The sequence below is a fragment of the Burkholderia sp. Bp9012 genome (assembly GCF_003853825.1).
GTDB lineage: Bacteria > Pseudomonadota > Gammaproteobacteria > Burkholderiales > Burkholderiaceae > Burkholderia > Burkholderia diffusa.
Genome location: NZ_QTQA01000005.1, coordinates 264,346 through 283,695 on the forward strand (window position 1 = coordinate 264,346; position 19,350 = coordinate 283,695).

The 19,350-nt window shown below is 67.4% G+C and carries 19 protein-coding genes; 12 read left to right on the forward strand and 7 right to left on the reverse strand.

The window, feature by feature from the left end:
• Positions 1 to 25: 25 nt before the first annotated feature.
• Positions 26 to 1,273 (reverse strand): multidrug effflux MFS transporter, encoded by a 1,248-nt coding sequence (locus DIE11_RS09205; RefSeq protein ID WP_124623034.1) that lies wholly within the window; start codon positions 1,271 to 1,273, stop codon positions 26 to 28.
• A gap of 38 nt (positions 1,274 to 1,311) precedes the next feature.
• Between DIE11_RS09205 and DIE11_RS36840 the strand changes: the two genes are divergently transcribed.
• Positions 1,312 to 1,437: a hypothetical protein gene (locus DIE11_RS36840; protein ID WP_260436561.1), complete on the forward strand. Its 126-nt coding sequence runs from the start codon at positions 1,312 to 1,314 to the stop codon at positions 1,435 to 1,437.
• Between the two features lie 136 nt (positions 1,438 to 1,573).
• On the opposite strand, the gene DIE11_RS09210 is transcribed toward DIE11_RS36840, so the two are convergent.
• On the reverse strand, positions 1,574 to 2,470 hold the full coding sequence (locus DIE11_RS09210; RefSeq protein WP_124623036.1) for a glutamate/aspartate ABC transporter substrate-binding protein: 897 nt from the start codon (positions 2,468 to 2,470) through the stop codon (positions 1,574 to 1,576).
• Complete coding sequence (locus DIE11_RS36245; protein WP_185633737.1) at positions 2,434 to 2,685, reverse strand: hypothetical protein; 252 nt, start codon at positions 2,683 to 2,685, stop codon at positions 2,434 to 2,436. Before DIE11_RS36245 ends, DIE11_RS09210 begins: the two co-directional genes overlap by 37 nt.
• A 200-nt stretch (positions 2,686 to 2,885) precedes the next feature.
• Between DIE11_RS36245 and DIE11_RS09215 the strand changes: the two genes are divergently transcribed.
• From DIE11_RS09215 to DIE11_RS09230, 3 genes are all read left to right on the forward strand, one after another.
• Positions 2,886 to 4,532 carry a S8 family peptidase gene (locus DIE11_RS09215; RefSeq protein ID WP_124623038.1) on the forward strand — a complete coding sequence of 549 codons (1,647 nt, stop codon included), beginning with the start codon at positions 2,886 to 2,888 and terminating at the stop codon, positions 4,530 to 4,532.
• A 716-nt stretch (positions 4,533 to 5,248) separates the two neighbouring features.
• The gene (gene mgtA / locus DIE11_RS09225) at positions 5,249 to 8,020 is read left to right on the forward strand and encodes a magnesium-translocating P-type ATPase (protein ID WP_124623042.1); all 2,772 of its coding nucleotides are present in this window, start codon (positions 5,249 to 5,251) and stop codon (positions 8,018 to 8,020) included.
• Positions 8,021 to 8,087: 67 nt separating this feature from the next.
• Positions 8,088 to 8,834: a transporter gene (locus DIE11_RS09230; RefSeq protein ID WP_124623044.1), complete on the forward strand. Its 747-nt coding sequence runs from the start codon at positions 8,088 to 8,090 to the stop codon at positions 8,832 to 8,834.
• Positions 8,835 to 8,906: 72 nt separating this feature from the next.
• Here DIE11_RS09230 and DIE11_RS09235 read toward each other — a convergent pair whose 3' ends face one another.
• Both DIE11_RS09235 and DIE11_RS09240 read right to left on the reverse strand, forming a co-directional pair.
• Positions 8,907 to 9,191 carry a transcriptional regulator gene (locus DIE11_RS09235; protein WP_124623046.1) on the reverse strand — a complete coding sequence of 95 codons (285 nt, stop codon included), beginning with the start codon at positions 9,189 to 9,191 and terminating at the stop codon, positions 8,907 to 8,909.
• Positions 9,192 to 9,262: 71 nt separating this feature from the next.
• Positions 9,263 to 10,138 carry a LysR family transcriptional regulator gene (locus DIE11_RS09240; RefSeq protein ID WP_124623048.1) on the reverse strand — a complete coding sequence of 292 codons (876 nt, stop codon included), beginning with the start codon at positions 10,136 to 10,138 and terminating at the stop codon, positions 9,263 to 9,265.
• Positions 10,139 to 10,231: 93 nt separating this feature from the next.
• Here DIE11_RS09240 and DIE11_RS09245 point away from each other — a divergent pair, with 93 nt between their 5' ends.
• The 6 genes from DIE11_RS09245 (at position 10,232) to DIE11_RS09270 (ending at position 14,675) form a co-directional block, all read left to right on the forward strand.
• The gene (locus DIE11_RS09245; protein ID WP_124623050.1) at positions 10,232 to 10,468 is read left to right on the forward strand and encodes a hypothetical protein; all 237 of its coding nucleotides are present in this window, start codon (positions 10,232 to 10,234) and stop codon (positions 10,466 to 10,468) included.
• Between the two features lie 197 nt (positions 10,469 to 10,665).
• Positions 10,666 to 11,733: a serine hydrolase gene (locus DIE11_RS09250; protein WP_124623052.1), complete on the forward strand. Its 1,068-nt coding sequence runs from the start codon at positions 10,666 to 10,668 to the stop codon at positions 11,731 to 11,733.
• Positions 11,734 to 11,779: 46 nt separating this feature from the next.
• Positions 11,780 to 12,016: a hypothetical protein gene (locus tag DIE11_RS09255; RefSeq protein ID WP_124623054.1), complete on the forward strand. Its 237-nt coding sequence runs from the start codon at positions 11,780 to 11,782 to the stop codon at positions 12,014 to 12,016.
• Positions 12,017 to 12,136: 120 nt separating this feature from the next.
• On the forward strand, positions 12,137 to 12,592 hold the full coding sequence (locus tag DIE11_RS09260; RefSeq protein ID WP_059607205.1) for a MarR family winged helix-turn-helix transcriptional regulator: 456 nt from the start codon (positions 12,137 to 12,139) through the stop codon (positions 12,590 to 12,592).
• A gap of 68 nt (positions 12,593 to 12,660) precedes the next feature.
• Positions 12,661 to 13,224 carry an isochorismatase family protein gene (locus DIE11_RS09265; protein WP_124623056.1) on the forward strand — a complete coding sequence of 188 codons (564 nt, stop codon included), beginning with the start codon at positions 12,661 to 12,663 and terminating at the stop codon, positions 13,222 to 13,224.
• Positions 13,221 to 14,675: a DHA2 family efflux MFS transporter permease subunit gene (locus tag DIE11_RS09270; RefSeq protein WP_124623058.1), complete on the forward strand. Its 1,455-nt coding sequence runs from the start codon at positions 13,221 to 13,223 to the stop codon at positions 14,673 to 14,675. The genes DIE11_RS09265 and DIE11_RS09270 overlap by 4 nt, the downstream gene beginning before the upstream one ends.
• A gap of 29 nt (positions 14,676 to 14,704) precedes the next feature.
• Here DIE11_RS09270 and DIE11_RS09275 read toward each other — a convergent pair whose 3' ends face one another.
• Positions 14,705 to 15,304 carry a LysE family translocator gene (locus DIE11_RS09275; protein ID WP_082729053.1) on the reverse strand — a complete coding sequence of 200 codons (600 nt, stop codon included), beginning with the start codon at positions 15,302 to 15,304 and terminating at the stop codon, positions 14,705 to 14,707.
• Between the two features lie 95 nt (positions 15,305 to 15,399).
• Here DIE11_RS09275 and DIE11_RS09280 point away from each other — a divergent pair, with 95 nt between their 5' ends.
• Together DIE11_RS09280 and DIE11_RS09285 are read left to right on the forward strand one after the other, a co-directional pair.
• The gene (locus DIE11_RS09280; protein WP_124623060.1) at positions 15,400 to 16,275 is read left to right on the forward strand and encodes a LysR substrate-binding domain-containing protein; all 876 of its coding nucleotides are present in this window, start codon (positions 15,400 to 15,402) and stop codon (positions 16,273 to 16,275) included.
• Between the two features lie 256 nt (positions 16,276 to 16,531).
• The gene (locus DIE11_RS09285; RefSeq protein WP_124623062.1) at positions 16,532 to 17,773 is read left to right on the forward strand and encodes a mechanosensitive ion channel family protein; all 1,242 of its coding nucleotides are present in this window, start codon (positions 16,532 to 16,534) and stop codon (positions 17,771 to 17,773) included.
• 59 nt (positions 17,774 to 17,832) lie between these two features.
• Here DIE11_RS09285 and DIE11_RS09290 read toward each other — a convergent pair whose 3' ends face one another.
• A complete protein-coding gene (locus tag DIE11_RS09290) occupies positions 17,833 to 19,254 on the reverse strand; it encodes a PLP-dependent aminotransferase family protein (RefSeq protein WP_124623064.1) in 1,422 nt (473 codons plus the stop codon).
• Positions 19,255 to 19,350 lie beyond the last annotated feature (96 nt).

Below are 19,350 nucleotides of genomic sequence, written 5' to 3' on the forward strand. Positions count from 1 at the left end.
CACGCGTTCACGCGGCCTATATGGCTTACGCGGCTTCCCCGCGCCCGCACGCCACGCTCGCGGCCTGCTGCTGCGTCAGGTAGCGCAGCAGCTTCGTCACCATCCATACGACGATAAGCGACAGCACGACGAAGAACACCGCGAGCGGCGTCAGCACCTGCACCGACACGAAACCGGCGAGGCCCATCATCGCGGACGACACGAGCAGCAGCGCACACCCGAGGATCGCACTCGTCAGCCCCGCGATATGCGGAAACAGCGAATTGCCCTTGGCCATCAGCGTCGGATACATCGCGCCCGCGCAAAAGCCCATCACGAGCACCGGCGTCGCGAGCGTCCACACGCGCAGGCCGACGGTCAGCGCCAGCACGAGCATCGCGACCGCCGCGACCGCCATCACGCGTGCGCCGATGCGCAGCCGCTGCTCGGCACTCGGCAGCCCGCGCCCGTGAATCCGGTTCGACAGCCCGCCGAGGAAATACATCAGTCCGATCCCGAGCGCGAGATAGCCGAAGAAGGTCGGCGGCTTGTGCAGCGTGGTCTGCACCATGAACGGCCCGACGATGTTGAACACCAGCAGGATGCTGTAGCACAGCCCCTGCGCGAGGAAGCAGCTCTGGAACACCGGGCTCGCGAGCACCTTGCCCGCGTTCGCCATCAGCGTGCGCGGCTCGAGATGGACCGGTTTCGGCAAGGTTTCGCGATAGCGCCACAGCAGCGCCCACATCACCAGCGAGTACACCAGCAGGAACACGAGGCACGCGCGCCAGCCGAACCATTCCTGAAGGTGCGCGCCGATCACCGGCGCAATGATCGGCGCGAGCCCCCATGCGATCGACATGTACGTAAACGCATGCATCAGCGCCTGGCCCGAGAACGAGTCGGTGATGATCGCCTTCGCGAGCAGGTTCGTGGTCGCGATCCCGAAGCCCTGCAGGCAGCGCGCCAGCACGAACGTCTCCAGGTTCGGCGCGCCGAGCGACAGCAGGCAGCCGATCGTGTAGATGACGAGCCCGAACGCAAGCACGCGCTTGCGCCCGTACGCATCGGCGACTGGGCCGAAGATCAGCTGGCCGAGCGCGTAGGCGGCCATGTAGCCGGAGACGCTCGACTGGATCGCCTGCGGCGTGGTCGCGAACGAGCGCGCCATGTCGGGCAGCGCGGGCACGTAGATGTCGATCGCGAGCTGGCCGGCGGAGGCGAACAGGCAGATCAGGAACAACAGGAAGCGCGGCGAGTTCGATTCGCGCGCGGGTGTGAGCGAGGCGTTCATGACAACCGGGAAAGATTCGGACGGCGGCGACACGCGCCGTGCTGTTCGAACAACGAACAACGGTGCGCGGCGAAGTGCGTATTGTGCCTGTTGTTGCGCAGCGCGACAGGAATCCCATGGCGCGGGCACGGTTGAATGCCGATTTCGGCACAGTCTCCGCCTGACAGGCCGGCAGCGCCCGGGCCGGAAATCAGGTCTGACGCACACTTTCGCCGCGCCAGCGAGCGCACCAGAAACGGAAACCGCCGGCATCTGCCGGCGGCTTTTCATGTGCGATGCAATACCACGACGACGCTTCGATCAGTATTGCGCCTGATCCGTCGGATTCCTGAACAGCTGCTTCATCTCCGGCGACAGCGGATAATTGAGGCTCACGCCCTTCGGCGGAATCGGCTGCATGAACCACTGGTCATAGAGCTTCTCGGCCGCGCCGGAGGTCTGCATCTTCGCGATCACGCCATCGACCACGCGCTTGAACGCCGGATCGTCCTTGCGCATCATGCACGCGTAGTTTTCGTGAACGAGCGGCGTGCCCGTCACCGTGTACGCACCCGGATTGCGGTCCTTCGCGATCTCGCCATACAGCAGGGGCTCGTCCATCACGAACGCGACCGCGCGCCCCGTCGTGACGTTCATGAACGCTTCAGCGTGGTCCTTCGCGCTGATGATCGTCATGTTCATCCCCTTCTCCTCGTTGAGCTTGCGCAGCAGGCGCTCGTCGGACGTGCCGGCCGTCGTCGCGACCGTCTTGCCGGCCAGGTCCGTGAAGTCCTTCACACCCGAATCCTTGCGCGTGCTGAAGCGGATCCCGTACAGGAAAATACTGTTCGAGAACGCGGCCTGCTTCTGCCGCTCCAGCGTGTTGGTCGTCGACCCGCACTCGAAGTCGATCGTGCCGTTCTGCAGCAGCGGAATCCGGTTCTGCGACGTGATCGGAATTTCCTTCACCGTCAGGTTCGGCGTCTTCAGCTCGGCCTTGAGCGCATCGATGATGCGCGCCGCGATGTCGCGCGAGTAACCGATGTTCTTCTGCTGGTTGTCCGAATACGAGAACGGCACCGACGATTCGCGGATACCCAGCGACACGATGCCCGTGTCCTTGATCTTCTTCAGCGTGCCGGTGAGCGCCTGCGCATGCGCGGTGCCCGCCAGCGCGCAGGTCAGCGCGACGGCCAGCCAACGGAAGCGACGATCCATGCTTTTCTCCTGACGAAACGTTGATCGAATCGCGATCGTACGCCTGACAAAATTCGCACCTCATCGGGGAAAGCGCCAAACACCATCGTCGAGGCCACGCCGCGAACAATCGTTTCCGTGGCGCGCAAAAGCGCCCGCGCCGCACGTTTCGCCCGATCAACCGCCTGCGATCTTGCACCACGTGAACAGATCATCCGTTCCAAACGCGCGTTCATGCTGCGATACAGCAAGGCAATCGTTTGCGTCTCGCACTTTTTCACCCGAAAACATATTCAAGAAACCGCCTCATCAGCCGTTACCCAATGCATGGCGCGTCGCAGCAGTCCCGTGCACGCCCGATAAAAAACAGGTCCGGTTTACGCCGGCCAGGCACAACCGCCAGCACGACGGTTATCTACGAGGATCGAGTTTCACCATGAGAGCCAAACGATTCAATCTCGCGCTGGCCCGCTCCGCTCATGCGCGCATGCTCGCCGGCGTGCTGTCTGCCGCAACCCTGCTTCCGATCGCCGGCTGCGGGGGCGGTGGCGGCGACGGCAGCAGTCCGTCACCTTCCAATGCAGCGCCGGCCCCCTCGCCCTCGCCTTCCCCGACGACCCCGCCCGCGACCAACGGCAACAATGCATGCGCGACGCAGCAGGCCGCCGTGCAGATGGCCGCCCAGCCGACCGCGCCGGCCGAGCCGCCGGTCGATCACCTGATCGTCAGGCTGAAGACGCCGACAGCCGCGCGCGCGATGGCGGCCATCGACACCGGCACGCGGCTCGACGCGGTGATCCAGCGCTCGATGACGCGCTGGACAGCGCCGACGACGACCGGCGCCGCACGGACGTATGCCGCCGTGACGACGTCGCAGGCGCCGCTGAACGTGCAGGTGGAGCGAACCCTGTCGGACGGCGCGGCCGTGCTGTCGATCGGCCAGCGCATCGCGTCCGGCGACGCGGCGGCGCTCGCGCAGGCATTCGCGGCTGACGGCGACGTCGACTACGCGGAACCCGATCACCCGATGCGAATCCGCGACACGCCGAGCGACCCCGCATATGGCCAGCAGTGGTATCTGTCCGACGCCAGCGTCGGCATCAACGCGCCGCCCGCATGGACGCGAACCAAGGGTGCGCCGACCGTCGTCACGGCGGTGCTCGACACCGGCTACCGGCCACACCCCGACCTCGTCGGCAACCTGCTGTCCGGCTACAACTTCATCTCGAACGCCAACACCAGCAACAACGGTCAGACGCGCGGCACCGATGCATCCGATCCGGGCGACTGGGTCACGCAGCAGGAACTGGACGACACCAGCGGCCCGTACTATCACTGCGCGAGCGAACCGAGCACCAGCAGCTGGCACGGCACGCGCGTGATGGGCGTGATCGGCGCCGCCGCCAACAACGGCATCGGCGTCGCCGGCGTGTCGTGGCTCGGCCGGATCCTGCCGGTGCGCGTGCTCGGCAAGTGCGGCGGCACGACGAGCGACATCGCGGACGCGATGCGCTGGGCAGCCGGCATCCCGGTCGCCGGCGTGCCGACGAACCCGAATCCCGCGAAGATCATCAACCTGAGCCTGGGCGGCGTCGGCGCGTGCAGCGCGACGTTCCAGCAGGCGATCGACGATGTGAACGCGAAGGGCGTGACCGTCGTCGTCGCCGCCGGCAACGATGGCCTGGCGACCGCGCTCGACCAGCCGGCCAACTGCCGCGGCGTGATCAGCGTCGGCGCGACCGACGCGACCGGGCGCCGCGCATCGTTCAGCAACTTCGGCTCCGACGTCGCGCTGAGCGCGCCGGGTGTCAACATCCTGTCGACGGCCAACAGCGGTACGACGACACCGGGCACGGACACGTATGGCACCGCGAGCGGCACGAGCCTCGCGACGCCGCAGGTGACGGGCATCGTCGGGCTGATGCTGTCGGTGAACGGCAACCTCACGCCCGCTCAGATCCAGCAGAAGCTGCAAGGCGGCGCGCGTGCGGCGATGCTGCCGGCCAGCACGTCGTGCACCGCGCTGCCGGCCGGTTCCGGTATCGCCGATGCAGGCGCTGCCGTCACCGCGGCCACGCAGTAACCGGTACGTCGCCTCGACGCAAGCGCGCGCATGCCTGCCTGGCGTGCGCGCATTTTTTCGTCCGCGGAGCCGGCGCCATTGCGCCGACGTATTCCAGGAATTGCCTGAAAAAAGGGCGGAAAAAGGGTTGACGCTTCGCACGACGACCCATTACCATCGCCCCCGTCTGATTACATGGAGTGTTCTGTGAACACCGATGCGAGTTGTAGTTGGTCCTCGACCGACTTGACTGCTGCCTGAGGAAACCGCGCAGAGCCTCGTCTTCTGCCGCATCCCGGGAAGCAGGATGCGGCGCCCTTCCGGCCTGACCGGCCAGAATCCCCCGCCGATTTTTTCGATATCGCCGAACGTCCGCGCTGCGCAACCGTGCGTTGCCGCGCGCATACGTTCGCGCCGCACGCAGCGCACGCCGCGTGCGTGTTCCGTTCGCGTGCCGTCCGGCCGCGCGCCCTCGAGCGTGCGCGGCTGCCGATCGCCCGTGCCGCCGACCCGCAACCGACAGGAGTGCAGATGAACTCAGACGACAGTAGTCGATTACCGCTCGCCGGTGCGACGCCGCGCTTCGTCCTGCGGACCGCACTCCGCGCGCCGGCGAGCCCTCCTCCCTTCACCGATCCACAGCCGATCGCGCCCGGCGCGACGCGGCGGGAAGCGTTCGTGCGTCGATAACGTCACGGTCGCTTCCCGTCCGCCGCCGCGTGCGCAAGGAGCGACTCATGACACAACGAAACACCTCGCAAAAGAAACAGCGCGGCTTCATCAACGCCGGCCCCGGTCAGCAGAACGAACCGCGCGTCATGCGCGCCGCGCAGGAAGCGGCTCGCCCGCTCGAAGAAACCTTCAAGTCGCTGCATACCAGCCTGCGCGGCCTCACCTGCGCGCAGGCCGCCGACCGCCTGCAGCACGACGGCCCGAACGAAATCGCGCACGACAAGCCGCCGCACTGGACGCGCCAGCTGCTGCATGCGTTCCACAATCCGTTCGTCTACGTGCTGCTGGTGCTGGCCGCGATCAGCTTCTTCACCGACGTCTATTTCGCGGCACCTGACGATCGCGACTACGTCGGCATGACGATCCTGCTGGCGATGGTCACGATCAGCGCGCTGCTGCGCTTCGTGCAGGAATTCCGGTCGCTGCGCGCGGCCGAAAAGCTCAAGGCGATGGTTCGCACGACGGCGACCGTGCAGCGCGCGGTGACCGACACGTCCGAGCCGGCGCGACGCGAGGTGCCGATGCGCGAAGTGGTGGTCGGCGACATCGTGCACCTGTCGGCCGGCGACATGATTCCCGCCGACGTGCGTCTGCTCACGTCCCGCGACCTGTTCATCAGCCAGGCGGTGCTGACCGGCGAAGCGCTGCCGGTCGAGAAGTACGACACGCTCGGCGCGGTTGCCGGCAAGTCGGCCCACGCGGGCATGGCGGGCACGCCGGGCGCGGCGAACGACGCGTCGACGTCGCTGCTCGATCTCGAGAACGTGTGCTTCATGGGCACCAACGTGGTCAGCGGCACCGCGACGGCCGTGGTCGTCGCGACCGGCGAGGACACGTATTTCGGATCGCTCGCGCGCAACGTGGTGAGCCACAAGCGCATCGAGACGAGCTTTGACCGCGGCGTCGCGAGCGTGAGCTGGCTGCTGATCAGGTTCATGTTCGTGATGGTGCCGATCGTGTTCATGATCAACGGCCTGACCAAGGGCGACTGGCTGAGCGCGCTCACGTTCGCGCTTGCGGTGGCCGTCGGCCTCACGCCCGAGATGCTGCCGATGATCGTCAGCGCGAACCTCGCGCGCGGCGCGATCGCGATGGCGCGCCGCAAGGTCGTCGTGAAGCGGCTGAACTCCGTGCAGAACTTCGGCGCGATGGACGTGCTGTGCACCGACAAGACCGGCACGCTCACGCAGGACAAGATCATCCTCGAACACCATCTCGACCTGTCCGGCCACCGTAACGAGGACATCCTTCGGCTCGGCTGGCTGAACAGTTTCCATCAGAGCGGCCAGAAGAACCTGATCGACATCGCGGTGGTCGCGCGCGCCGACGAGATCGGCGAGCGCGTGAAGCCGCAGGGCTACGGGAAGATCGACGAGCTGCCGTTCGACTTCGTGCGCCGCCGCCTGTCGGTCGTCGTCGAGGACACGCACGGCGCGCACCTGCTGATCTGCAAGGGCGCGGTCGAGGAAATGCTCGCGGTATCGACCCACGTGCAGGACGAGCACGGCGTGCGTCCGCTCGACTTCGTCGCGCGCAAGCGACTGCTCGAACAGGCAAACGCATACAACGAGGACGGCTTCCGCGTGCTGGTGCTCGCGACGCGCGCGATCCCGCGCGGCGTCGAACGCGAACAATACCGCACCGCCGACGAGCGCGACCTCGTCGTGCGCGGTTTCCTGACCTTCCTCGATCCGCCAAAGGAATCGGCCGCACCGGCGCTCGCCGCGCTGCGCGATAACGGCGTGTCGGTGAAGGTGCTGACGGGCGACAACCCGACCGTCACGATGAAAGTGTGCCGCCAGGTCGGCCTCGAACCGGGCAAGCCGGTGCTCGGCGCCGAAATCGAGGCGCTCGACGATGCGACGCTCGCGCAAGTCGTCGAACGCACGACGGTGTTCGCGAAACTCACGCCGCTGCAGAAGGCGCGCATCGTGAAGGCGCTGCAGGCGAACGGCCACACGGTCGGCTTCCTCGGCGACGGTATCAACGACGCACCCGCGCTGCGCGACGCCGACGTCGGCATTTCGGTCGACAGCGGCGCCGACATCGCGAAGGAAACCGCCGACATCATCTTGCTCGAAAAGAGCCTGATGGTGCTCGAGGAAGGCGTGATCAAGGGCCGCGAGACGTTCGGCAACATCCTGAAGTACCTGAACATGACGGCCAGCTCGAACTTCGGCAACGTATTCTCGGTGCTCGTCGCCAGCGCGTTCCTGCCGTGGGAGCCGATGCTCGCGACGCAGTTGCTCGTGCTGAACCTGATCTACGACACGTCGCAGATGCTGCTGCCGTGGGACAAGATGGATCCGGAGTTCCTGAAGAAGCCGCGCAAATGGGAAGCCGGCAACATCGGCCGTTTCATGCTGTGGGTCGGGCCGACGTCGTCGGTGTTCGACATCACGACCTACGTGCTGATGTGGACCGTGTTCGGTGCGGGCGCGATGTATCACCTGCAAGGCGGCTCGGGCGGCCAGATCGTGATGAACTCGGGCTGGTTCATCGAGAGCCTCGTGTCGCAGACGCTCGTCGTGCACCTGCTGCGCACGCAGAAGATTCCGTTCCTGCAGAGCACGGCCGCACTGCCTGTGCTGCTGTCGACATTCACCGCGATCGCGATCGGCTGCTGGCTGCCGTTCTCGCCGTTCGCGGCTTCGCTCGGCTTCATGCACCTGCCGGGCACCTACTGGCTGTGGCTCGCCGCAACGATGGTCGGCTACATCCTGCTCGCGCAGATCGTCAAGACGATCTATGTGCGCCGCTACAAGCAGTGGTTCTGATTTCCTCCAGGCGACGGCGTGCCGGCCCACATGGGCCGGCCGCCCACGACGCACTACAGGTGACATGATGAAAAGAAGAATGCTTCCGCTCGCGGCCGCGAGCGCCCTCCTCGCGCCGCTGGATGCCTACGCGGCGCATCCGCTCGTCAGCGACGACACGGGCACGCAGGGCAATGCGAACTGGCAGTTCGAGTTCAACGGCGAGGAAACCTCGAAACAGGACGAGAACGGCCGCCATCAGTTGTGGAACGCGACGCTCACGCGCGGGTTCGGCGAGCACGTCGATCTCTACGTGAACGCGCCTTACACGCATCTGCAAACGCGGACCGACGACAACGGCGCGGGCATCGGCGATGTCGAGATCGGCATGAAATGGCGCTTCGTCGAACACGGGCCGCTATCGCTTGCGCTGAAACCGAAGGTGACGATGCCGACCGGCAACGACGGTCGCGGGCTCGGCACGGGCCGCGTCGGCACTGGCGCGACGCTGCTCGCGCAAGCCGACGTCGCACGCTTCTTGCTGCTCGCGAATGCGGGTCTCGCCTACCAGCCGAATCGCCAGGGCGATCTGCGCTCGGTCTGGGCCGTGTCGGCCGCGGCGCTCTACAAGGCAACCGACACGCTGCAGTTCGTGGCGGACATCGGCCTGTCGCGCAACACCGAAAGCACGTCCGGCGCGAATCCTGCGTTCGTGATCGCCGGCGCGATCTACTCGCCGAAGCGCTGGTTCGATCTCGACATCGGCTACCGGCACGGGCTGAACGACCAGACCTACCGTCATTCCATCATGGGTGGCGTAACGGCGCGGTGGTGATGCCGCGGTGATGCGGCCGACGCCGCATGTCTGAGCGCACCACGACGGGCCGCGTTCGGGTGGCCCGTTTTCTCATTGGCCGTCGTTCGCGCCGAACAGTTGCGCGCACACGGCGCGCCCCTCTTCGGTCAATGCGGCGCTGCCGGTGCCGTCGTCGTTCAGCGTCGTCGCGCTCAGGCCGGCGGCGTCGAGTTGCGTCAGCACGCGACGCAGCGTGCTCATCGGCAATTGCGCGCGCTTCGCGATCTTCGGCAGCGACCACGTTCTGCCGGACGGATCGGTCGCGGCTTCGTGCAGCGTCGCGAGCGTCGCAACGAGTGCGGGATCGAGCGGGGCGTCGTCGGATTCTGAAGTCATCGGTTCGGGTTCGCGAGCCGGCGCGGGACCGGCATTCAGGACGGATGCAATCGCGGACACTATACGCCCGGTCACGCGCCCTTGATCGCGGCGCGCATGAACGACACGAAACGCGTCGTCACGGGATCGTCGCGGCCGGACAGCCACGCCAGCCCGACGCGCCATTTCGCGTCCCTGCCGGCGAGCGGCAACACGGTCGCGTCGCGCAGCAGGTACTGCGCACGCGACGGAATGAACGCAACGCCGACCCCGGCGGCGACCGACGTGAGCACCGATTGAACGTCCTCCGCCTGCTGCGTGACCTGCGGCACGAAGCGCCGCTCGACGCACCACCGGTCGATCTGCGCGGCGAGCCCGGGGCCGCGTGCGCGCTGCAGCGCGATGAAGCCGATCTCGTTGAGCACGTCGAGATCGGCCGGCACGCGCTTGAAGCCGAGGTGCGGCGGCACCGCGAGCGCAAGCCCTTCGTCGATCACCTTGAACGACGACAATCCTTCATCCGAGGGCAATCGCAGGAACCCCGCGTCGAGCTTGCCCGCGCGGAGCCGACGCGTTTGCTCGGACGACGACAGGTCGCTCAGCGTGACCGCGATGCCCGGATTGCGGCGCCGGAATTCCGCGACAAGTTTCGGCACGAGCGTCAGCACGGACAGGCAGATGCCGAGCCGCAAATGCCCGCGTTGCCCGCTGGTCGCCTCCCGTGCGCGCGCGAGCATCTCGTCGGCATCGCGCACGAGCGCCTGCGCGTCGGGCAGGAAGCGTTCACCGAACGGCGTCAGCTCCGCGCCATGCCGCCCGCGCTCGAACAGCTTGCCGCCGAGGCTCGCCTCGAGCGCGCCGATCTGCTTGCTCAGCGCCGGCTGGCTCATGTGCAGCGTATCGGCCGCGCGGCTGAAATGGCTGAGCTCGGTGACCTTCAGGAAAGTGCGCAGCAGTTTCAATTCCATTCTTCAAAGGAATCGTATCGATCAAAACATTCATTTTACTGATCGAATGGCGTGACGTTCAATACGGGCACGCCCCTTTCGGAATTCACCATCATGCCTCTCGATCATGCGGCCGAGTGCCTGACCGACGCGTCCCACGACACGGTCGTCACCGACGCAAGCGATGCCGAGCCCGACGCGCCGGCGCCCGAGCGTCGCACCGCACGCGCCGACGGTCGCAGCCGCCGCTTCCGCTTCGGCGATGCGCTGGACGACGCGCAGCCGCGTGCCGTCACCGGTTCGATCGCGATCAGCTTCGCGGTCGTATCGCGGCGGAACTGGCCGCGTTGAGTCGATACGCCAGGCGCCCGCCGACGAACGCACGCGTTCGACCCTCCGCAAAAAAACAGCAGAAATCCGCGCGCATCACGCATCAATGCGCACACATCCATCGTCATCGTCACGCGATCGACCTTATAATTTCCCGCAGCCACCGACCGCCCACGCATTTCGCGCCGCCGCAACGCGCGTGAAAAGGAGACTTTCGCTTGACCGGCCTCATCGCGCGCCTGCCTCGTGCCCGGACCACCCTGATCATCGCCCTCTCATTGCTGACACTCGCGTTCGCGACGAACGCGTCCGCGCAGCCGCATCGCACCGCGTCGCCGCATGCGCATGCGAAAGTCGTCAAGAAGAAACCCGCGCCCCGCAAACACAAGGCCGTCAAGCATCGCCGCCCGCGCGTGAAGTATCATGCGGTCAAGCGTCACGCGGCGCCCGCACCGCACCGGCGCGCGAAACGCACGAACGCGGTCCACCCACGCCCCGCCGCGAAGCCGCGCCTGCTCGCGAGCTGCGGCTACAGCCCGCGCGCGGTACGCTCGCTGCACTCGCGCGCGGCCTACGTGCTCGACGTCGACTCCGGCACGCCGCTGCTGGCCCGCAACGCACGCACGGTGCGGCCGATCGCATCGATCTCGAAGCTGATGACCGCCGTCGTCGCGCGCGACGCGGACCGGCCGCTGAACGGCGTACTGCGCGTCACCTCGCGCGATCGCGACACGATCAAGTTCACCGGTTCACGGCTGCCGATCGGCGCCGAACTGTCGCGCCGCCAGATGTTCCATATCGCGCTGATGTCGTCGGAAAATCGCGCCGCCGCCGCGCTGAGCCGCGACTATCCGGGTGGCCGCGCCGCGTTCGTGAAGGCGATGAACCGCGAGGCGCGCCGGCTCGGGATGCGCCATACGCATTTCCGCGAACCGACCGGCCTGTCGCCGCACAACGTGTCGACCGCCGAGGATCTCGCGCGGCTCGTCGACGCAGCCGCGCAGGATCCGCTGATCCGCTATTTCTCGACGGACACGTCGACCACCGTGCAGGCCGGCGATGGCGATCTGCTGTACGTGAACTCCGATCCGCTCGTCCGCTACGGCCGACTGCCGATCCGGATGCAGAAAACCGGCTTCATCAACGAATCGGGGCACGGCGTCGTCATGCGCATGCACGTGAAGGGCCGCCGCGAAACTGTCGTGCTGCTTGGCGCGCCGACGCGCGCCGGCGTGTCGAGCGATGCACTGATGATCCATCGCTGGCTGGCCTGCTCGATCCAGTAAACACGACGCGCGCGGCCGGCGCGCTCATCCACGAAGGAGCGATGCCATGCAGGACGAATACCGTTTCAACGCGTTCGGACGCCTGCTCGCCGTCGTGCGTTCGAACGATCGCTGGGCCGTGTTCGATCTCGGCACCGAAGGCAAGCGACGGCCGGCCAACCTGCAGATTCCGTCCGCGCTCGCCGCGGACGAACTTGCGCAATATCTCGGCGACCTGCTGCACGAGGATGCGTCGCCGAAGTACAACGACGTCGTGCCGATTCCGTCCCCGCGCCGCGCGTAACGCGCCGCCGCCCGCCGCCGACGTCCCGCCCACCGGTGGTTGCCGCGCCACTACCCGCCACTCCGGCCGCATCAATGTCAAATTCGACAGTTTAACTTGCAAGTTAAACTGTCGTGTTCTATGATCCGCCGCATGACACCGCCACGCACACCCGGCGTTTCCGCCGATACCGTCGCCGCCGAACTGACCCTCGCGGTCGGCCAGTTGATCCGCCGGCTGCGTTCCGAGATCGAATCCGAAGGGCTCGGCATGTCGCAGACGAGCGCGCTCGCGCGGCTCGAACGACAGGGCCCGATGACCACCGCCGATCTCGCCCGCGCCGAGGCGATGAAGCCGCAGTCGATGAAGGCCATTCTCGCAAGCCTCGAAGAAGACGGGCTCGTCGAACGCGAGCCTCATCCGACCGACGGCCGCCAGATCCTGTTCCTGCTGACCGCAGCCGGCCTCGCGGCACGTCGCAAGCGCGACACCGCGAAGCACAAGTGGCTCGGCGCCGCGATCGAGAAGCTCGGCCCGGAAGACATCCGCACGCTCGCCGCCGCGATTCCGCTGATCCGGCGCATCGGCGAGCAATGACCTCGCCTGCGTGATGCGCGGCATCCGCGCGCACGCTTTTCTTCGCCCAATTCACGGAGCATCACGCCATGAGCACAACCCGTCTCGACACGCAAACGGCGCTCGTCGTCATCGACCTGCAGAAGGGCATCGTCGCGCTGCCCACCGCCCATCCGGTCGCACCGGTGATCGAGCGTGCGCGCGAACTGCTCGACGCCTTCCGTAGCCGCGGCCTGCCCGTCGTGCTCGTCAACGTCGCCGGCAGCGCGCCGGGCCGCACGCAGCAGCAGGTGCGAGTGGATGCCCTTCCCGCCGACTGGACCGATCTTCTGCCCGAACTGAACCGCCAGCCGAGCGACCATGTCGTGACGAAGAAGACCTGGGGCGCGTTTACCGGCACCGGTCTCGACGCACACCTGAAAGCGGCCGGCGTCACACAGATCGTGCTGGCCGGCATCGCGACGAGCATCGGCGTCGAATCGACGGCCCGCCAGGCGCACGAGCTCGGCTACAACGTGACGCTCGCGGTGGACGCGATGACCGACCTCAACGCCGACGCGCACACGAACAGCGTCGAACGGCTGTTCCCGCGTCTAGGCGAGACAGACCCGACGCAAGAAATCCTCGCGCTGCTCGACCGGCGCGGCGCGTGAGCGACAAACGCGCTCAGCGGGTGCCGGGCCAAGCGGCCGGCCGGCTCGATCCATCGATCTGGAAAGTCAGCGCGGTCGCAACGCTCGGCTCGCTGCTGTCGCAACTCGACGCGACGATCGTCAACGTATCGCTGGCAAGCCTCGCGACCGACCTGCACGCGAGCCTGTCGACGATCCAGTGGGTGACGAGCGCCTACCTGCTCGCCCTCACGCTGGTGTTGCCGCTGAACGGCTGGCTGGTCGACCGCATCGGCGCGAAGGCGCTGTACCTGTGGTGTTTCGCCGCGTTCACGCTGACGTCCGCGCTGTGCGGGCTCGCGTGGTCCGCGCCGTCGCTGATCGCATTCCGCGTGCTCCAGGGCGTCAGCGGCGGGCTGCTCGCGCCGATGGCGCAGATGATGATCGCGCGCGTGGCCGGCCAGCAGATGGCGCGCGTGATCGGTTATGCGGCGGTGCCGGTGCTGATCGCGCCGATCCTCGGGCCCGTCGTCGCCGGTGCAATCCTGCAGCACGCATCATGGCGCTGGCTGTTTCTCGTGAATCTGCCGGTCGGTGCACTGGCGCTTGCGCTGGCCGTGTGGTTCCTGCCCGGCGACCGCGAGCAGACGCAGCGGCGCGAACTCGACTGGGTCGGCCTCGCGCTGCTGTCGCCGGCGCTCGTGCTGTTCCTGTATGGCGCCGAGCGCATCGACGCGGTGCCCGGCATCGCTGCGATCGCGGGTTCGGTGCTGCTGCTCGCCGCGTTCCTGCGCGTCGCGCGGCGCAAGGGCGAGCATGCGCTGATCGACCTCGCGCTGTTTCGCTCGCGCGTATTCGGCGCGGCCGCTGCCACGCAGTTCCTGTCCAACGGCGCGATCTACGCGGGCCAGATGCTGATTCCGGTGTTCCTGATCGAAGCGTGCGGCCGCTCCCCCGGCGAAATGGGCTGGCTGCTGGCGCCGCTCGGGCTCGGCATGCTCGTTACCTATCCGTCGATGGGCGCGCTGACCGGCCGGTTCGGCGTGCGCCGGCTGGCCGCCGCCGGCGCGCTGCTCGCGCTCGCCGCGACGCTGCCGTTCGTGTATCTCGCGCTGGCCGGCTACGATCCCTACGTGCTGGTGCCTGCGCTGTTTCTGCGCGGGATGGGCCAGAGCGCGATCGGCGCACCGTCGATTTCCGCCGCGTATGCGTCGGTCGAACGGCGCAACCTGCCGATGGCGACGACGTCGCTCAATATCGTCCAGCGCCTCGGCGGCCCGACGTTCACGACGATCTGCACGCTGCTTCTCGCATGGCGGCTGCAGGCCGAATCCGTGTCGACCGGCGGCACGCACGGGACCGCCTACGCGTGGGCGTTCGGCCTGCTTTGCGCACTGCATGCGGCGAGCTTCGTGACGACGCTGCGGCTGCCGCGATGGTCGAGCGGCGCGGGCGGACGGCCGGCGGGGGCCGCACGGGCCGGTTCGCGCTGAATGCCGGGGCCGCGCCGCGCGTGGCGCCGCTACTTCAGCCACATCGGCACGATCGACGCCGCGAGCAGGATGCCCAACCCGGCATTCACGCAACGCCACTGCCGCTCCGTGCGCAGCACGCGCGCGAACAGCAGCCCGGCACAACACCAGAGCGACAGCGACGCCATCGCCGCCACGCCGAATGCCAGCCCGATCAATACCCCGAGCCTGACGGGGCCGGACGCCAGCGCGGCGAACGACGCGGCCGCGCCGAGCGTCATCGCCCAGCCCTTCGGGTTGTGCCACAGCATCCAGACGCCGCTGACGAACCCTTGCGGCCGATGCACGGCCGCGTCGACGCCGGGCTTGCCGCCGCGCGCGATCCGCGTGGCCAGCCACAGCAGGTACAGCGAGCCGAGCACCTTCATCCCGAGTTGCAGCGCAGGCAGCGCCAGCAACACGCTGCCGAGCCCGGCCGCGGCGGCGGCGGCCATCGATGCCAGGCCGGCCGCGATGCCCGCCATCATCGGCAACGAACGCCGATAGCCGAAATGCGCGCCCGATGCTGTCGCCAGCGTTGTCGCGCCACCCGGCGTCACCGTGGACACGATCACGAACAGCATCAGCGGAAAGTAGTCTTGAAGCGGCACGCGGGCCCCCGGTCATGGTCGTCGAAGCCCCGTTTTACCCGCGATCCACGCATTACGAAAGCGAAAGCTTTTTATGCCTTCCATTAGCATTCATAATGCGACCTATGGTACGCAACCTCGACATCGCCCTGCTTCGCGCCTTCGTCACGGTCGCCGATCACGGCAGCATGACGGCGGCGAGCCGCGCGCTGCATCTGACGCAAGGTGCGGTCAGCCAGCAGGTCGCGCGGCTCGAAACGCTGTCCGGCCCGCTGTTCGTGCGCGAGCATCGCAACCTGCTGCTCACCGCCGACGGCGAGCGCCTGCTCGCGCAGGCGCGCCGGCTGCTCGCCGCGCACGACGCGCTGCTGACCGACATGACGGCCGGCGCGATGGAAGGCGCCGTGCGCATCGGCGCGCCGCAGGATCTCGTCGGCAGCTGTCTCGCGCCGATCCTGAAAGGCTATGCGCACGCGCATCCGCAAGTCGCGCTGTCGCTCGTGTGCGCGGCGTCGCCCGAACTGCGCAAGGCGCTCAGGCAGGGCGAGATCGATGTCGCGTTGATCGAGGCGCCGGTCGGCCCGTCGCGCGGCGAATGCGTCGCCGTCGACCGTCTGGTCTGGGTCGGCGCAAAAGGTGGCAGCGCCCATCTGCAGACACCGCTGCCCGTGTCGATGGTCGACCGGACCTGCGCGTTCCGCCCGACCGTGCTCGACGCACTGCGTGCCTGCGACCGCGCATGGCGCACGGTGTTCGAGAACGGCAGCATCGACGCAACGGCCGCGACCGTGCGCTCCGATCTGGCGGTGACCGTCTGGCTCGCGTCCACCGTACCGGTCGATCTCGACATCCTGCCCGCCAACAGCGGCCTGCCCGCGCTACCGAATTTCGCGATCAACCTCCATCTGCCGCGCGGCGAGCCCACGCCGGCTGCGGCGGAACTGGGCCGCCACCTGCGCAACGGCTTCGCGCGCATGCGCACGGCCGCCTAGCCTTCTTCCCCGCTTGCCGCTGCGCGACACGTGCCCCGAGCGGGCATTGCATGGCAATGCGCGCAGTGTGTTGCCCGGCATGAAAACAAGGCAGTGCGACGTAACGGTGAAAATGTTCCGGAGCCCTACGTCATGCATTCGCGGCATCCGGGCGGAACCCGATGGCACAATCACGGTCCCTTTCATGTGCCCTTCAGCGGGCGCGCGCCGCATCGCGGCGCAGATTCAACGCACGAGAAGGACCCTGTCTGCCCTTATGACCCTGAACGAATCCTGGTTTGCGCCGCTCGTCGGCATCCTCATCCTGCTCGCCGCCGCCGGCGCGATCACGGCCACCGCCCATTTCCTGCTGTTCCGCGTGGTCGCGCGTCTTGCGCGGCTGTCGGCCACCCGCATCGACGACGCGCTGTTCGAGTTCGGCGCATTCAAGTGGCTGAACCGCATCGTGCCGTTCGTCGTGATCAAGCTCGGGCTCGGCGCGGTGCCCGGCATCCCCGCCGTGGCCGCTCAAACCGCCGACAAGGCGCTGTTCGCGCTGATCGTGTTCCTGGTGTCGATGACGATCAGCGCGACGCTGTCCGCGCTCGAGCACACGCATCGCACGAGCCGGCGCGACCAGCCGCGCCTGTCGCTGAAAGGCGCGATGCAGCTCGTCAAGCTCGTGATGTTCATCACGGCCGCGCTCGTCGTGATCGGCGACGCGACCGGCAAGCAGATCGGTCTGCTGCTGTCGGGCATCGGCGCGATGTCGGCGGTGCTGATGCTGATCTTCAAGGACACGCTGCTCGGCCTCGTCGCCGGCGTGCAGCTGTCGTCGAACGACATGCTGCGGATCGGCGACTGGATCACGATGCCGTCGGCCGGCGCGGACGGCACCGTGATCGACATCACGTTGAACACGGTCAAGGTCGCGAACTTCGATCACACGATCATCACGGTGCCGACCTGGAAGCTGATCACCGAAAGCTACCAGAACTGGCGCGGGATGACCGAGGCCGGCGGGCGCCGCATCAAGCGCGCGCTGTTCGTCGACGCGACGAGCGTGCGCTTTCTCGGCAACGACGAGATCGAACGGCTCGAACGCCTGACGCTCCTGAAGGACTACCTGGAAGACAAAGTCGACGCGATCGCGCAATGGAACGGCACGCTCGGTGCCGCCGGCGAATGCCAGGCGAACCGCCGTCAGCTCACGAATCTCGGCACGTTCCGCGCGTACGTCGCGAACTACCTGAAGGGCCATCCGCGGATCCGCCGCGACATGACGTGCATGGCGCGCCAGTTGCCGCTGACGGCCGAGGGCATTCCGCTCGAACTGTACTGCTTCACCGACACGACGACCTGGGTCGACTACGAGGCGATCCAGTCCGACCTGTTCGATCACCTGATCGCGGTGCTGCCGGAATTCGGGCTGCGCGTGTACCAGCATCCGTCGGGCTTCGACATGCGCCGGATGGCCGGCGCGGCGCAAGCCGACATGCCGGCGCTGCACGCGCGATAGTGCTTGCCGCGGCGGCCTGCAACGGGTCGCTGCCGGCATCCGAGCGCGCGTGGCGCCGCTCACCGCCCCGCGCACTCGGATGCGAGCCGCCCCACTACCTTCAGCGCATCCTCGATCTGCCGCGACCACGGATAGCTGTAGTTGAGCCGGATGAAGTGCCGGTAATCGGCGGTCGCCGAGAACATGTGGCCGGGCCCGATCGTGATCCCCTGCGCGAGCGCGAGCGCATACAGCTTCATCGCGTCGACCTGCGGCGGCAGCTCGACCCACAGCACATACCCGCCCTGCGGCTGCGACAATCGCGTGCCTTCCGGAAAGAAGCGCCGCACCATCGCGCTCATCAGGCTCGCCTGCTGCGCATACTGCTTGCGCATCCGCCGCAGATGAAAATCGTAGCCGTCGTGCTTCAGGTATTCGGCGATCGCGAGCTGCTCGATCGCGGGCGTCGCGAGCGTGTTCAGGAATTTCAGCTTCTCGACCTGGTCGCGGTAGCGGCCGGGCATCGCCCAGCCGATCCGGTAGCGCGGCGACAGGCTCTTCGTGAACGACGCGCAATGCAGCACGAGCCCGTCGCGGTCGTACGACTTCAGCGCACTCGGCGTCGTGTCGCCGTAATGCAGCTCGTGATAGACGTCGCTCTCGATCGCGGGCACGTCATGCTTCGCGAGCAGCTCGACGAGCGCGCGCTTGCGCGCATCGGGCATCTGGAAGCCGAGCGGATTGTGGAAATTCGGCATCACCATGCACGCGGCGATGCGCTCGCGCGCGAGGATCCGTTCGAGCGCGTCCAGATCGATGCCGTCGCCCGGATGGGTCGCCACCTCGAGTGCACGCATGCCCATGCGCTCGATCGCGTGCAGCATCGCGTAGAACGTCGGGGACTCCACCGCGATCGTGTCGCCGGGCTTTGCGACGGCCTGCAGGCACAGGTTGATCGCCTCCGTCGCACCGATCGTCATCACGATCTCGCCCGGCTCGACCGGGATCCCGCGCTCCGCGTAGCGCCGCGCGATCTGGCGGATCAGCTCCTGGTTGCCTGGCGGCAGGTCGTCGATCACGCCCCAGCGCGTGCGGCGCCGGCCGATCGCCTGTGCGTAGCGCGCAAGACGCTGCACCGGGAACTGCGACGCGTCGGGATACGGCGAACCGAGCGGCACCGCGTCGTCGCGCGCGATCGAGCGCAGCGTCGACAGCACGAGCCGGCTCACGTCCACCGCCGACGGCTCGTCGGCCGGCGCCGACACGTGCAGCTCGGCCTCCGCCGGCGCCGTGGCCCGCGCCCGCACGAAATAGCCCGACTGCGGCCGGCTCTCGATCAGCCCGCGGCTCTCGAGCACGAGATACGCGCGCAGCACGGTCGTGACGCTGAGCTGCTGCTGCCGGCTCGCCTGGCGCACCGACGGAATCCGCTCGCCGGGCCGGTACACGCCGCGCTCGATCTGCGCCTGCAGATCATCGGCCAGTTGTTCGTAACGCTTCACGCGCCTCCCTTTCAACGTCCCTTCAACAACACAGTTGCGGTCCGCACTGCCTGATTGGCCGCAACTGTACTCTTTTTCGAAGACGAAAGGTGTACA

What these genes read in the sequence shown, in the direction of transcription:
- DIE11_RS09215 (WP_124623038.1), top strand. Translation starts at nt 2,886, where the DNA reads ATGAGAGCCAAACGATTCAATCTCGCGCTGGCCCGCTCCGCTCATGCG.
- DIE11_RS09255 (WP_124623054.1), top strand. Translation starts at nt 11,780, where the DNA reads ATGCAGGACGAATACCGTTTCAACGCGTTCGGACGCCTGCTCGCCGTC.
- DIE11_RS09285 (WP_124623062.1), top strand. Translation starts at nt 16,532, where the DNA reads ATGACCCTGAACGAATCCTGGTTTGCGCCGCTCGTCGGCATCCTCATC.
- DIE11_RS09235 (WP_124623046.1), bottom strand. Translation starts at nt 9,191, where the DNA reads ATGACTTCAGAATCCGACGACGCCCCGCTCGATCCCGCACTCGTTGCG.
- DIE11_RS09265 (WP_124623056.1), top strand. Translation starts at nt 12,661, where the DNA reads ATGAGCACAACCCGTCTCGACACGCAAACGGCGCTCGTCGTCATCGAC.
- DIE11_RS36245 (WP_185633737.1), bottom strand. Translation starts at nt 2,685, where the DNA reads ATGAACGCGCGTTTGGAACGGATGATCTGTTCACGTGGTGCAAGATCG.
- DIE11_RS09280 (WP_124623060.1), top strand. Translation starts at nt 15,400, where the DNA reads ATGCGACCTATGGTACGCAACCTCGACATCGCCCTGCTTCGCGCCTTC.
- DIE11_RS09245 (WP_124623050.1), top strand. Translation starts at nt 10,232, where the DNA reads ATGCCTCTCGATCATGCGGCCGAGTGCCTGACCGACGCGTCCCACGAC.
- DIE11_RS09260 (WP_059607205.1), top strand. Translation starts at nt 12,137, where the DNA reads ATGATCCGCCGCATGACACCGCCACGCACACCCGGCGTTTCCGCCGAT.
- mgtA (WP_124623042.1), top strand. Translation starts at nt 5,249, where the DNA reads ATGACACAACGAAACACCTCGCAAAAGAAACAGCGCGGCTTCATCAAC.
- DIE11_RS09205 (WP_124623034.1), bottom strand. Translation starts at nt 1,273, where the DNA reads ATGAACGCCTCGCTCACACCCGCGCGCGAATCGAACTCGCCGCGCTTC.
- DIE11_RS09210 (WP_124623036.1), bottom strand. Translation starts at nt 2,470, where the DNA reads ATGGATCGTCGCTTCCGTTGGCTGGCCGTCGCGCTGACCTGCGCGCTG.
- DIE11_RS09230 (WP_124623044.1), top strand. Translation starts at nt 8,088, where the DNA reads ATGAAAAGAAGAATGCTTCCGCTCGCGGCCGCGAGCGCCCTCCTCGCG.
- DIE11_RS09240 (WP_124623048.1), bottom strand. Translation starts at nt 10,138, where the DNA reads ATGGAATTGAAACTGCTGCGCACTTTCCTGAAGGTCACCGAGCTCAGC.